The sequence below is a fragment of the Streptomyces sp. NRRL S-1022 genome (assembly GCF_000720135.1).
GTDB lineage: Bacteria > Actinomycetota > Actinomycetes > Streptomycetales > Streptomycetaceae > Streptomyces.
Genome location: NZ_JOIU01000018.1, coordinates 133,544 through 145,918, shown reverse-complemented (window position 1 = coordinate 145,918; position 12,375 = coordinate 133,544). Strand labels below are relative to the sequence as shown.

The 12,375-nt window shown below is 72.6% G+C and carries 14 protein-coding genes; 7 read left to right on the top strand and 7 right to left on the bottom strand.

Annotated elements, in window-relative coordinates; all coding sequences use genetic code 11:
• Positions 1–137: 137 nt before the first annotated feature.
• Genes IG05_RS50310 through IG05_RS0125860 form a run of 3 tightly spaced genes read right to left on the bottom strand, consistent with a single transcriptional unit; the run spans position 138 to position 2,611 of the window.
• Positions 138–233 carry an Ms4533A family Cys-rich leader peptide gene (locus tag IG05_RS50310; protein ID WP_309550493.1) on the bottom strand — a complete coding sequence of 32 codons (96 nt, stop codon included), beginning with the start codon at positions 231–233 and terminating at the stop codon, positions 138–140.
• Positions 234–290: 57 nt separating this feature from the next.
• Complete coding sequence (locus IG05_RS0125865) at positions 291–1,610, bottom strand: DUF3152 domain-containing protein (RefSeq protein WP_199808383.1); 1,320 nt, start codon at positions 1,608–1,610, stop codon at positions 291–293.
• A gap of 8 nt (positions 1,611–1,618) precedes the next feature.
• Complete coding sequence (locus IG05_RS0125860; protein WP_030346236.1) at positions 1,619–2,611, bottom strand: alpha/beta fold hydrolase; 993 nt, start codon at positions 2,609–2,611, stop codon at positions 1,619–1,621.
• 212 nt (positions 2,612–2,823) lie between these two features.
• Between IG05_RS0125860 and IG05_RS0125855 the strand changes: the two genes are divergently transcribed.
• The 4 genes from IG05_RS0125855 (at position 2,824) to IG05_RS0125840 (ending at position 4,676) form a co-directional block, all read left to right on the top strand.
• Positions 2,824–3,066, top strand: a complete 243-nt coding sequence (locus IG05_RS0125855; RefSeq protein WP_030346235.1) for a hypothetical protein — start codon at positions 2,824–2,826, stop codon at positions 3,064–3,066.
• Between the two features lie 165 nt (positions 3,067–3,231).
• Positions 3,232–3,873, top strand: coding sequence for a TetR/AcrR family transcriptional regulator (locus IG05_RS0125850; RefSeq protein WP_030346233.1), 642 nt, complete (start codon positions 3,232–3,234; stop codon positions 3,871–3,873).
• 136 nt (positions 3,874–4,009) lie between these two features.
• Positions 4,010–4,237 carry a DUF3107 domain-containing protein gene (locus IG05_RS0125845; RefSeq protein WP_030346231.1) on the top strand — a complete coding sequence of 76 codons (228 nt, stop codon included), beginning with the start codon at positions 4,010–4,012 and terminating at the stop codon, positions 4,235–4,237.
• Positions 4,238–4,406: 169 nt separating this feature from the next.
• The gene (locus IG05_RS0125840) at positions 4,407–4,676 is read left to right on the top strand and encodes a hypothetical protein (RefSeq protein ID WP_030346227.1); all 270 of its coding nucleotides are present in this window, start codon (positions 4,407–4,409) and stop codon (positions 4,674–4,676) included.
• 102 nt (positions 4,677–4,778) lie between these two features.
• Here the strand turns inward: IG05_RS0125840 and IG05_RS0125835 are convergent, their stop codons facing one another.
• On the bottom strand, positions 4,779–5,525 hold the full coding sequence (locus tag IG05_RS0125835; RefSeq protein WP_030346226.1) for a ferritin-like fold-containing protein: 747 nt from the start codon (positions 5,523–5,525) through the stop codon (positions 4,779–4,781).
• 362 nt (positions 5,526–5,887) lie between these two features.
• Here IG05_RS0125835 and IG05_RS0125830 point away from each other — a divergent pair, with 362 nt between their 5' ends.
• A complete protein-coding gene (locus IG05_RS0125830; protein ID WP_107051416.1) occupies positions 5,888–8,368 on the top strand; it encodes a DEAD/DEAH box helicase in 2,481 nt (826 codons plus the stop codon).
• Positions 8,369–8,567: 199 nt separating this feature from the next.
• On the top strand, positions 8,568–9,464 hold the full coding sequence (locus IG05_RS0125825) for an alpha/beta fold hydrolase (protein ID WP_030346222.1): 897 nt from the start codon (positions 8,568–8,570) through the stop codon (positions 9,462–9,464).
• Here IG05_RS0125825 and IG05_RS0125820 read toward each other — a convergent pair.
• Entirely contained in the window at positions 9,461–10,366 is a 906-nt protein-coding gene (locus IG05_RS0125820) for an NYN domain-containing protein (RefSeq protein ID WP_030346221.1), read from the bottom strand. The genes IG05_RS0125825 and IG05_RS0125820 overlap by 4 nt on opposite strands.
• A 205-nt stretch (positions 10,367–10,571) precedes the next feature.
• Between IG05_RS0125820 and IG05_RS48475 the strand changes: the two genes are divergently transcribed.
• Positions 10,572–10,724 carry a hypothetical protein gene (locus IG05_RS48475; protein ID WP_018571269.1) on the top strand — a complete coding sequence of 51 codons (153 nt, stop codon included), beginning with the start codon at positions 10,572–10,574 and terminating at the stop codon, positions 10,722–10,724.
• A gap of 57 nt (positions 10,725–10,781) precedes the next feature.
• Here IG05_RS48475 and IG05_RS0125810 read toward each other — a convergent pair whose 3' ends face one another.
• Together IG05_RS0125810 and IG05_RS0125805 are read right to left on the bottom strand one after the other, a co-directional pair.
• Complete coding sequence (locus IG05_RS0125810; RefSeq protein ID WP_030346219.1) at positions 10,782–11,387, bottom strand: MarC family protein; 606 nt, start codon at positions 11,385–11,387, stop codon at positions 10,782–10,784.
• 73 nt (positions 11,388–11,460) lie between these two features.
• Positions 11,461–12,318 (bottom strand): PHP domain-containing protein, encoded by an 858-nt coding sequence (locus IG05_RS0125805; RefSeq protein WP_030346217.1) that lies wholly within the window; start codon positions 12,316–12,318, stop codon positions 11,461–11,463.
• Positions 12,319–12,375: the final 57 nt, after the last annotated feature.

Below are 12,375 nucleotides of genomic sequence, written 5' to 3'. Positions count from 1 at the left end.
GGTGAGACATGTGGACGAGGAGTGAGACGACTGCGGGCAGACGTCGGCCCCGGCGCCGGGTCGTCGAAAAGTCCGTGACACCGGTCACGGACGGAAGGGAGAAGAAGGGTCGCGACGCGAACGCCTGGAGGGCGGCGTCAGCGACAGTGGATGTCGGCCACGCAGAGCGCGGTCACGCCGATGAGCGCCAGCTCGATGGCGGCGCTGCTGCAGACGGCATGACTAGACCACATGAGCAGAAATATGAACGAACATACGCCGGGATGTCAATGTGACATAAGTGGCGCCTGTCAACTCCTGGGGAACGGCCACGGGTTGGCCCGGCAGTGGATGCCATCGTGGTCCAGGAACTTGGTCTGCTGCTGCATGACCGGCGCGAGCTCGCCGTCCTTGCGGCAGCTGACGTGGCCGTGGCCGAGCCGGTGGCCGACCTCGTGGTTGATCAGCATCTGCCGGTACGCATGGATCCGGTCACCGTATGTCCTGCTTCCCTGAGCCCACCGGTACGCATTGATCATCACGCGTTCGGTCGCGGCCGAGTCGCAGGAGACGTTGTCCTCCGTGGTGTCCAGACCGGACTTGGCGCACCACTTGGCGGTGGTGCCGGGACTGGCCAGCGTGATCACGAAGTCGGGCTTGCCGGAGGAGATCCGCTCGAAGGCGAGGGCACCTCCGTGCGCCCAGCTGCGCTTGTCGTTCAGGGTCTGCTGCACGGCCTCGGCGAACAGCGCGCCGTCCAGCCCCAGACCCTGCTCGACATCGACGCGGTAACGGTACTTCTGCCCGGTACCGGGCGCCTTGTCGAAACCGGGCACCGCGTCGAACTTCCCCGGCCCGGCCAGCTCGGCGCTCAGGGGGTACTTCTCGGCCATCTTCTGGTCGTACGTCAGCGCGGCCGCGCCCGGTGCGGTGGCGGCCGGCACGCCGGAGGTGTCACCGGGGGCGCCCGTGCCGGAGGCCGGGCCGGTGACGGACCGCGCGCGCACGCCGTCGTCGTCCTGCGCCTTGGTCACCTGTCCGGCGACGACCACCGCGAGCACGGTGGTGACGGCGGCCGCCGCGATGCCGGTGAAGGCCCGCCCCCTGGCCCCGCCGCGCTGCGCGGGCACGCCGGCACCGGCCGCGGGCTCCTCGCTGGTCCCGTTCTCCGCACGGGACCGGCCGCGCTCGCCGGCACCCTCGAAGGCTTCGAGGTACTCCTGCCGCGGGCCGGGACGGCGCCGCGACCCGCCCGGACGCGGGGCCCCCGGCTCCGCCTGCCGCTGCCGCGGCAGCACGGCACCGGACCCGGCGCCACCGGCCGCCCGGGCACCGAACTCGCCCCAGCCGCCCCCGGCTTCCCGCTGCTCGGGGTGCCCGCCACGCGCCTCCGGGGCCGGCGCACCGCCGCCGGACTTCGGCACACCGCGTGCCGGGGTGGCGTCCGCAAGCCGCGGCACACCCCGCGCGGGGGTGCCGTCGGCGTCCCGCGCCGGAGCGCCGCCGGGAGATCCCGGCACACCCCCGGCACCCTCGTCGCCGGAGCGTGCGCCCCGGCCGTCCCCCCGCCCGGCGGCTATGTCCGCGGCGTCGCCCTTCAGGGCCGGTCCGCGTCGGCTGTGGCGTCCCACCCCGGCCCTCAGCCCCTCGCGCCCGCGGCGCCGGCGGCCTCGCCGGAGCCGTTCGCGTGTGCCAGCAGCTCCCGGAACGCGCCGGCCACCAGCTCCGGGTACTCCATCATCGCGACGTGCCCGGCGTCCGGCAGGGACAGCATGCGGGAGTCGCGGAAGGCGCGGGCGGCCCGGTGGGCCATGCGGAAGCCGACGAGCTGGTCCCGGCCGCCGTAGACCAGCAGCGTGGGGGCCAGCACCCGCTCGGCCTGGCGCCACAGCCCGTGCTGTCCGCCCAGCGTGTAGGCGTTGACGATCCCGCGCGCGGAGCGGGCCATCGCGTCCCAGAAGTAGGGCAGTCGCTGCCGCCGCTCCAGCTCCTCCACGGCCAGCCGGAACGCCTCCGGCGAGACCCGCCCGGGGTCGCCGTAGCAGAGCGCCATGACCCCGCGCACCCGCTGCTCGGCCGTCCACTCCCGGGTGAGCCGGGTGAAGAGGGCGGCGATGCCGGGCACGCCGAGCAGCCCCGTCGGCACCGCGGTGCGCTGCACCCGCAGCTCGGGCAGGGCGGGCGAGACGAGGGTGAGCGTACGCACCAGGTCGGGCCGTACGGCGGCCACGCGCGTGGCGACCGCGCCGCCGAGCGAGTTGCCGAAGAGGTGCACCGGGCCGCGGCCGGCCTCGTCGAGACAGCGGATCACCGCGCGCGCGTGCCCGGTGACGGAGTAGTCGCCGTCGTCCGGTGGCGGGGAGTCGCCGAAGCCCGGCAGGTCGACCGCCTCGCTGTCGACGACCCCGTCCAGCTCGGCCATGAGGAGCGACCAGTTCTGCGAGGAGCCGCCCAGCCCGTGGACGTACAGCGCGGGCGGCAGGCCCTCGCGCACGGGAGGACGGGAGCGCACCGACAGGGTGACTCCGGGCAGGCCGACGGACCGCAGCCGCTCGCCCTCGCCGACCCGGACGGGCGCCACCCTGGGAAGCACACTGGCGGCCGGCACGGACGGCGACTCGGTCGAAGACATGCGGCAATGTTACGAGGTGATCACGCACTGGCTCATATGTTCGCCTGTGTTCGCCGTCACAGCGTGAACCCCCGCGGAGCCGGAGATCCGGTGCGGCGAACGGGCCCGACGGCATGGCGTCCGGATCGGCTGTCTCCTAGGCTCGTACAGAGGGCACCCGCGTGTGGCCCCTGCTCCACCCAGGGACGTCGTTCGTAGGAAGGGAGCCCACCATGGCCTATGACCCCACCGACCCCGACGCGATCGAGGACATCGACGACATCGACGGCATCGACGCGGAGGCGGTGCAGGAACGCGACGTCGAGGCGCCGGAGGTCGACGCGGCCGAGCAGCACACGGACATCGCGCCCGACCGCGACGACCCGCTGACCGGAATGGACCCGGCCCGCGGGAACGTGGCCGATCTGGTCGAACAGGCACGCGTGGTCTCGCTCGACGAGGACGACTACCGCTGACCTCGCAGGTCCGCGCGGGGCCCACCGGCCGGACCGGAGGGGCCGCACCGCTTTCGCCGTCGTCCGGTACGTGAAATTCTGCGCTCGCACCGCGCACACCACGGTTACCGAAAAGTACGATGGCCGCGCGGCCGACACCGCATGTGGACGACTTTGGGAGGCGGCGTGACAGCCATCGAGCAGACTGAGGCAGCACGCCCACGAGGCACCCGTCTGCCGCGCCGGGCCCGGCGGAACCAGTTGCTGGGCGCCGCCCAGGAGGTGTTCGTCGCGCAGGGCTACCACGCGGCGGCGATGGACGACATCGCCGAGCGGGCCGGCGTGAGCAAGCCGGTGCTCTACCAGCACTTCCCCGGCAAGCTCGACCTCTACCTCGCCCTGCTGGACCAGCACTGCGAGTCGCTCATCCAGGCGGTGCGCAGCGCGCTGGCCTCGACGACCGACAACAAGCAGCGCGTCCGGGCGACCATGGATGCCTACTTCGCGTACGTGGAGGACGACGGCGGGGCCTTCCGGCTGGTCTTCGAGTCGGACCTGACGAACGAGCCCGCCGTGCGCGAACGCGTCGACAAGGTCACCAACGAGTGCGCCGAGGCGATCTGCGATGTCATCGCCGAGGACACGGGCCTCTCGCGCGCGGAGTCGATGCTGCTGGCCTCCGGTCTGGGCGGGCTCGCCCAGGTGGTCGCCCGCTCGTGGCTGCACAGCGACCGCAGCGTCCCGCGCGACCAGGCGGTGCAGCTGCTGACCTCGCTGGCCTGGCGCGGTATCGCCGGATTCCCGCTGCACGGCACCGAGCACCACTGACGCGGCCGTTTGTTCCCGCGCGCTGTTCGCTCCTGGCGTTCCCGCCCAGGCCGTGTACGTCCCCTCACCGGGCTAATGTGTGCTGGGTACGGCGCGGTTGATCGCGCACATCACTGACCGTCGGAGGGACATAGCCGTGGAGGTCAAGATCGGCGTGCAGCACGCGCCCCGCGAGATCGTTCTGGAGAGCGGTCAGAGCGTGGAGGAGGTCGAGAGCATCGTGGCCGAGGCGCTGGCCGGGAAGACCGGGCTGCTCAGCCTCCAGGACGAGAAGGGCCGCAAGGTCCTCGTGCCGACGGACCGTCTGGCGTACGTGGAGATCGGCGAGCCGACCGTGCGCAAGGTCGGGTTCGGCGCCCTGTAGGCGACACGTGTGCGAAGGGCCCGGCGGCCGTGTGCCGCCGGGCCCTTGCGCATGCCGGGTGCCCACGGACGGAGCACAGGTCCTGCACAGCGCAGGATTGCAATCCGCAGGTCACGGGTATGACGGGCTACGACCGTCGAGCCGGACCGGCCGTGGGAGGGACCCCGACATGATCCTCGAAGTATTCGGCTCCGCCGTGCTCGGTCTGATCCTGGCGTGGACGGCGGCGCACCGGCTCGCCCACCGGCTCCCGGCCCGCCCGCTGGTGTTCTGCACGGGCGTCGCCGGAGCCCTCTTCGGCGACTTCGTCACCCGTACCGCCCTGGGCCCCGGCACCGCCCTGCTCAGCCTGCTGGGCGCCGTGGTCATCTCGGTGGCGTCGCTGTCCCTGCTCCTGCGCCCCACGGGCCGCCTGCGCCGCCGCTCGGCGACGGCGTAAGGGCCGCGCCCCCGAAGGGGCGCGGGGAACCTTGCGGACAAGCCCTTACGCGTCCGCCGCCGCGGGACGACGGGCTCCCGTTCCCGCCGAGCGCACCACTGCTCAGGCCGCGAGGCCCAGCGCAGCCATCCGCTTGGTGTGCGCCTCCGTGATCCGCGAGAACATCCGCCCGACCTCCGCGAGGTCGAACCCGTCGGCCACCCCGCCCACCAGCATCGTGGACAGCGCGTCCCGGTCGGCGACCACCCGCTGGGACTGCGACAGCGCCTCCCCCATCAGCCGCCGCGCCCACAGCGCGAGCCGGCCGCCCACGCGCGGGTCGGCGTCGATGGCGGCCCGCACCTTCTCCACCGCGAACCCGGCGTGCCCGGTGTCGTCGAGGACGGCCAGCACCAGCTCGCGCGTGTCGGAGTCGAGCCGGGCCGCGACCTCCCGGTAGAAGTCGCTCGCGATCGAGTCGCCTACGTACGCCTTCACCAGGCCCTCCAGCCAGTCCGAGGGCGCCGTCTGCTTGTGGAAGCCGTCGAGCGCGGCCACGAACGGGTCCATCGCGGCCGTCGGCTCCTCGCCGATCTCGGTCAGCCGGTTGCGCAGCCGCTCGAAGTGGTGGAACTCGGCCGAGGCCATCTTCGCCAGCTCCGCCTTGTCCGCGAGGGTCGGCGCCAGCTTGGCGTCCTCCGCCAGCCGCTCGAACGCCGCCAGCTCCCCGTACGCGAGCGCGCCGAGCAGGTCCACGACGGCGGCGCGGTACTGCGGCTCGGCGGACGCCTGCGCCCAGTCCTGGGCGGCGACACCGGTGGGCGCGGCGGATGCGGCGGAGGCGTTCTCAGGCTTGTCAGAGCTAGTCATGAGGCGCACAATAGTCCGCTCCACGCCCCGCTCAAGCCCAGGTCAGCCAGTGTGACCACGACTACGTGTCCAATTCGGCCATCGCATGTGCGCGAATCCGGGGTATGGTGGTAATGCGCCTGCCAGAGTTGCGTCGACGATGTTCGACGTGTCCCGACAGGCCGCACGCATGAGGATGCCCGGTCGGTGGCCCGATCGGCTCCGACCCGACAGCCCTCCAAGGCCGTACGGCAGTGATCGTACGACGGCAGGAGGGACCCCTCAGCGGTACGAGCGCTAGAGCGTCGGCAGAGGTCCCGTGTCATACGGCTTGCCCAAGTGGTTCGTCCGTACGGCGGCCGACGTCCCCGGCACGGTCAGACATGACCCCCGCGCTCGCCTCGCACCGCGCACACAGAAGAGGCAGCACCCTGACTACGACGTTTCGAGAACTCGGAATCCTTCCCGAGACCGCCGAGGCCCTGGAAGCCGTCGGCATCATCACCCCCTTCCCCATCCAGGAGATGACACTCCCCGTCGCCCTCTCCGGCGCGGATGTCATCGGCCAGGCCAAGACCGGCACCGGCAAGACGCTGGGCTTCGGCCTCCCCCTCCTGGAGCGCGTCACCGTCCCCGCCGACGTCGAGGCCGGACGCGCCACCCCCGAGGCCCTCACCGACGCCCCGCAGGCGCTCGTCGTCGTCCCCACGCGCGAGCTGTGCACCCAGGTCACCAACGACCTGCTGACGGCCGGCAAGGTCCGTAACGTGCGCGTCCTCGCGATCTACGGCGGCCGGGCCTACGAGCCGCAGGTGGAAGCCCTGAAGAAGGGCGTCGACGTGGTCGTCGGCACCCCGGGCCGGCTCCTGGACCTCGCGGGCCAGAAGAAGCTGGACCTGAAGCACGTCAAGAGCCTGGTCCTCGACGAGGCCGACGAGATGCTCGACCTGGGCTTCCTGCCCGACGTCGAGAAGATCATCGACATGCTGCCGGTCAAGCGCCAGACCATGCTGTTCTCGGCCACCATGCCGGGCGCGGTCATCGGCCTCGCCCGCCGCTACATGTCCCGGCCCACGCACATCCGTGCCACCGCGCCGGACGACGAGGGCGCGACGGTCGCGAACATCAAGCAGTTCGTCTACCGCGCGCACAACATGGACAAGCCGGAGATGGTCGCCCGGATCCTGCAGGCCGAGGGCCGCGGACTGGCGATGATCTTCTGCCGCACCAAGCGGACGGCCGCCGACATCGCCGAGCAGCTCCAGCGCCGCGGGTTCGCCGCCGGCGCGGTCCACGGCGACCTCGGCCAGGGCGCCCGCGAGCAGGCCCTACGGGCCTTCCGCAACGGCAAGGTCGACGTACTCGTCTGCACCGACGTGGCCGCACGCGGCATCGACGTCGAGGGCGTCACCCACGTCGTCAACTACCAGTCCCCCGAGGACGAGAAGACGTACCTGCACCGGGTCGGCCGCACCGGCCGCGCGGGCGCCAAGGGTACGGCGATCACGTTCGTCGACTGGGACGACATCCCGCGCTGGCAGCTGATCAACAAGGCGCTGGAGCTGGACTTCAACGACCCGGTGGAGACGTATTCGAGCTCCCCGCACCTGTTCTCCGACCTCGGCATCCCCCAGGGCATCAAGGGCACCCTGCCGCGTGCGCAGCGGACCCGTGCCGGGCTGGAGGCGGAGGAGCTGGAGGACCTGGGCGAGACCGGCGGGCGGGGCGCGCGGGGCCGTGGTGGCCGCGGCGGCCGTGCCGAGTCGGCCCCGGCCGAGCGGGAACGTCCGGAGCATACGCCGCGCCGGCGCCGCCGCACCCGCGGTGGCACCCCGCTGGACGCCTCCCCCGCCGCGCCGGTCGCCGAGGCCGCCGGCACGGACGACGCGGCTCCGGCCGCGACCCGTACCCCGCGCCGCCGTCGCCGCACCCGTGGCGGAGCGCCGTCGGAGCCGGTGACGGCCGCCGCGGCGCCGGCGGTGACCGGCCAGGCCGCCGTCGAGACGGTGGCCGAGGCCGAGGGTCCCGCCGTCCTGGAGACGCCGGAGAAGCCGCGCCGCCGTCGTACCCGGAAGCCGGCCGCGACGGAGGCACCGGCGACCGAGCAGGTGACCGAGCCGACCGCGCCGGCGACCCCGGTGGCCGAGGCCGTGATCGAGTCCGTGACCGAGTCCGTGATCGCGGACAGCCCGGTGGCGGAGCCGGAGGCCGCGCCAGCCGCGGAGACCAAGCCGCGCCGCCGCACCCGCAAGACCGCCGAACCGGCCCCCGAGGCCACGCCGGCCGTGGAGGTTCCCGAGGCCGAGGCCGAGGTCAAGCCCCGCCGCACCCGCAAGACCGCGGCAGCCGCCGAAACCGCCGTGGACACCGCCGAAGGCACGGAGACCAAGCCGCGCCGCACGCGCAAGACCACCGCAGCCACGCCGGCACCGGAAGCGACCGAGGCCGAAGCCGAGGCCAAGCCCCGCCGCACCCGCAAGACCGCGGCAGCCTCCGAAACCGCCGTGGACACCGCCGAAGGCACGGAAGCCAAGCCGCGCCGCACCCGGAAGACCGCCGCTGCCGCGCCCGAGGCCCCCGAGGCCGAGGTCAAGCCGCGCCGGACCCGCAAGGCGGCGACCGCAGCCGTGGACGCGGCCGACGGTGAGGCGGTCACCGCTCCGAAGGCGCGGCGGACCCGTAAGGCGGTCGCCGAGGCGGCTGCTCCGGAGATTCCGACGCAGACCACCGAGGAACCGGCGGTCAAGCCGCGCCGGACCCGCAAGACCGCCGCGACGGCACCGGAGACCACGGAGGCCGCGGTGGCGCCCAAGCCGCGCCGGGCCCGCAAGACGGCCGCGGCCGTCGAGGCCCCCGAGGCCTGACGGGCTCCGCCCGCACGGCGGTGATGCCGCCCGCACGGCGGTGACGACGACCGGTCCGATGGCCGGGTCCGCACACGTGGACCCGGCCGTCGGCGTTTCACCCCGCACCCCGGACCCCGCACTCCACCCCACTCCCGCCCCGCCCCCGCCGTCGCCCCCTCGAAAGCGCAGCTCAACCCGGCCCGATAGCCTCTCCCCCATGAGCAGGCCCGCCACCTTCGTCCCGCCTCCCGGTGCGCGCGCGTACGCGCTGCGCACGGCCCGGGGGGAGTTCGCCGTGGTCGACGCCCCCGTGGCCGCCGGGGTGGAACCCAGGGGCGTCGTCCTGCTGCTGCCGGGATTCACCGGCAGCAAGGAGGACTTCAACCCGCTGCACGTGCCGCTGGCCGAACGCGGGTACCGGACCGTCGCCGTGGACGGGCGGGGCCAGTTCGAGTCGGACGGACCCGCGACGGACGAGTCGGCCTACGCACAGGAGGAGTTGGCGCGGGACGTGCTCGCGCAGGCGGCGGCGATCGGCACCCCGGTGCATCTGCTGGGGCACTCCCTCGGCGGCCAGATCGCGCGCGCGGCCGTCCTGCTGGACCACACGCCGTTCCGGTCGTTCACCCTGATGGCCTCCGGCCCGGCGCAGATCTCCACGCCCCAGCAGGAGCGCGTGAAGCTGCTCCGGGACGCGCTCGCGGTGCTGAGCATGGCGGAGGTGTGGGAGGCGATCCAGGCGATGGAGCCGCCGGAGGAGACGGACACGCCCGCGCTCGACGCCGGGCTGGACGACCGCAACGACCTGCGGCGCCGCTGGCTGGGCACCAAGCCCGCCCAACTGCTCGCGACCGGGCGCCAGTTGTGCACGGAACCGGACCGGGTCGCCGAACTGGCGGCCGTGCCGCTGCCGTTCCACGTGCTGTCGGGTGCGCGGGACGACACCTGGCCGCTGCCGCTGCTCGACGCCATGGCGGTACGGCTGGGGGCGCGCCGGACGGTCGTCGAGGGCGCCGAGCACTCCCCGAACACCGACCGCCCCCTGGAGACGGCCCGCGCGCTCGCCGGCTTCTGGGACGGCGCCCCGGGCACGCCCCGGCGGGACGAAACCTAGTACTGCGCGTGCAGGTGCTCCCAGAAGCCGTCCCGGAGCGCCCGTCGCAGGTCGGCCTGGCCGCGCAGGGAGTACTGGAGCAGTTCCTCGGCCTCGACCAGCAGGTCCTGGTCGACGGAGCCGGGCAGGTAGGGGTGGCCGGGGAACAGCTCGACCAGCGCCTCGCGGCCCCGGGAGGAGAGCCACCGGGCCGCGATCTGGGCGCCGACGAAGCGGACGTCCTCACGGGTGGGGCGGGCGCCGCCGGCGGCCTCGTACGCGGCGGCGGCGCGCCGGGAGACGTACGGCTTGAAGAAGTCCAGGTCGAAGGTGCGCTGGCTGTCGACCTCCCAGAGCAGCGGTTCGGCCTGGTTGCGGCCCTCGGGCGCCTCGATGCCCCAGAGGTGGACGCGGGCGCCGTAGCCTTGGGCCGCCTCGACCGCCGAGACCAGGTCCTCGTCACCGCCGAGGAGCGCCGCGTCGCTGATCGCGCGGTGCCGGGCCAGTGACTCCAGGTCGGTCCGGATCAGCGAGTCGACGCCCTTCTGCTGGTTGTTGGCGTTGAGGTTGCCGAGGCGGACCTTGACGTCGGGCAGTTCGGCGATGGACTGCTGCTCGGCGGTGTGGATGCGGCGGCGGGCACCGTCGTACCAGTACACGCGCAGCAGCCGGCTGTCCGCGAAGAGCTGGCGGGCCTTGTCGATGAGCGCGTCGATCAGGCCCTCGGCGTCGATGTCGAAGGCGCGGCGGTCCTCGGTCCCGGCGACGAGCCGCCCGGCGGCTGCGTACAGGTAGCCCGCGTCGACGAAGATCGCGTGGGTCGAGGGCGTCTTCGCCACCTCGGCGAGCATGCGTTCCAGCAGCTCGTTCGTGCGCTCGATACGGGCGCCCAGGGCGGCCAGGTCGTCGTTCATCGCCCTCATTGTCCCGGTGGTCACCCTGCGAACACAACCGGTCCCGGTGGGTTCCTCGGCTGCGGCTTACCGGTCAGTAATTAGTTGTTCGAAAAATTTCTTTAGCGTAGGGAATGTTTGTAACAAGCATGGCGTTGACTACGTACGACGCTGGATACACCAGACGTCACGAGTAGTTCTCCGCAGGAGGATGACCAGACGAAGGGAGAAGCCCTTGCGCTTCGAAATCATGCGACTCGACGAGGTCGACGGCACCACCGTGGACAGTACCGTCGTGGACGCCGCCTCCGTCAACCGGATCGTTCAGCAGGCCGCAGCCATCGGGCAGCGCCTGTGGATCCGCCCGGCCGACACCCCGGCCTCGTAACCGGCACACGGCCTCCCGGCCACTCAAGCTTTCCGGGGGAGCCGGGCCGGCGACGGCTCAGCTCCCCCGGATCACCTGAGTGACCCCGTTGATGATCTGCTGCACGGCGATCGCGGAGAGCATCATGCCCGCGAGGCGCGTCACCAGGACGACACCGCCGTCCTTGATGACCCGGATGATCAGCAGCGAGTAGCGCATCACCAGCCACAGCACCACGTGGATCGCGAGGATCGCGGTCCACACCGAGATCTGTGTGGACACACTGCCGGCCTTCTGCACGGCCAGGATCACGGACACGATCGCACCGGGCCCCGCGAGCAGCGGCATGCCCAGCGGTACGAGCGCCACGTTGACGTCCTTCGTCTGCTTCGGCTCGTCGGTCTTGCCGGTGAGCAGGTCGAGCGCGATCAGCAGGAGCAGCAGCCCGCCCGCGATCATCAGCGCGGGCACGGACACATGCAGGTAGTTCAGGATCTGGTGGCCCAGGACGCCGAAGACGGCGATCACCCCGCCCGCCACGCAGACGGCCTGGAAGGCCATCCGCTTCTGCACCTTGGCCGGCCGGCCGGCGGTCAGGGCGAGGAAGATCGGGGTGATCCCGGGGGGATCCATGATGACAAAAAGGGTCAGGAACAGGGAGCCGAAGACGGCGATGTCGAACATGGGGGAAGTACAGGCCTTGCAGGAAGAGGAAGAACGGGCGTGAGGCGGTACGGCGGGCCGGCCCCTGAGGGCCTCAGGCTCCGCCGGCGCCCGGCACCGGGAACGCGCCCGTCGCCCGCCGGGTGATCTCCCCGTACACCTCGGGGTCGGTCGCGTACGCGCCCAGCGCCACGGCCTTGCGGCTGCCGTGGTAGTCCGAGGAGCCCGTCACCAGCAGTCCCAGCTCCTTCGCCAGGCCCCGCAGCCGGTCCCGGGCGTCGGCGTCGTGGTCCATGTGGTCGACCTCGATGCCGTCCAGACCGGCCTCGGCCAGCTCCGCGATCCGGGACTCCGGCACGGTACGGCCGCGCTTGGCGGCGGCCGGGTGCGCGAACACGCAGACCCCGCCCGCGGCCTTGACCAGCCGGATCGCCTGGAAGGGGTCGGTCTCGTGCTTCTCCACGAAGGCCCGCCCGCCGTCGGCCAGCCACTCCTCGGTGAACGCGTCGCTCACCGTCGGTACGACACCCAGCTCGACCAGCGCGGAGGCCACGTGCGGGCGCCCCACCGAGCCGCCGGCGGCGATTCGCTCGACCTGCTCCCAGGTGACCGGCACGCCCAGCTCGTTCAGCTTGGCGACCATGCCCTTGGCCCGCGGCACCCGGTCGTCGCGCACCAGCTCGCGCTCGGCGAGCAGGGCCGGCTCCTCGGGATCGAAGAGGTAGGCGAGCAGGTGCATCGAGACGCCGTCGATCCGGCAGGACAGCTCGGCCCCGGTGACCAGCGTCAGCCCCTCGGGCAGCGCGGCGATCGCCTCGCCGTACCCCCGGGTGGTGTCGTGATCGGTCAGCGCGACGACGTCCAGCCCGGCGGCAGCGGCCTTGCGCACCAGTTCGGCAGGGGTGTCCGTACCGTCGGACGCCGTGGAGTGACAGTGCAGATCGATACGCACGCGAACTCCAGGCGGGGCGACGGAAGAAGGGGACACCTAAGGATAGCGGTCTTTTCA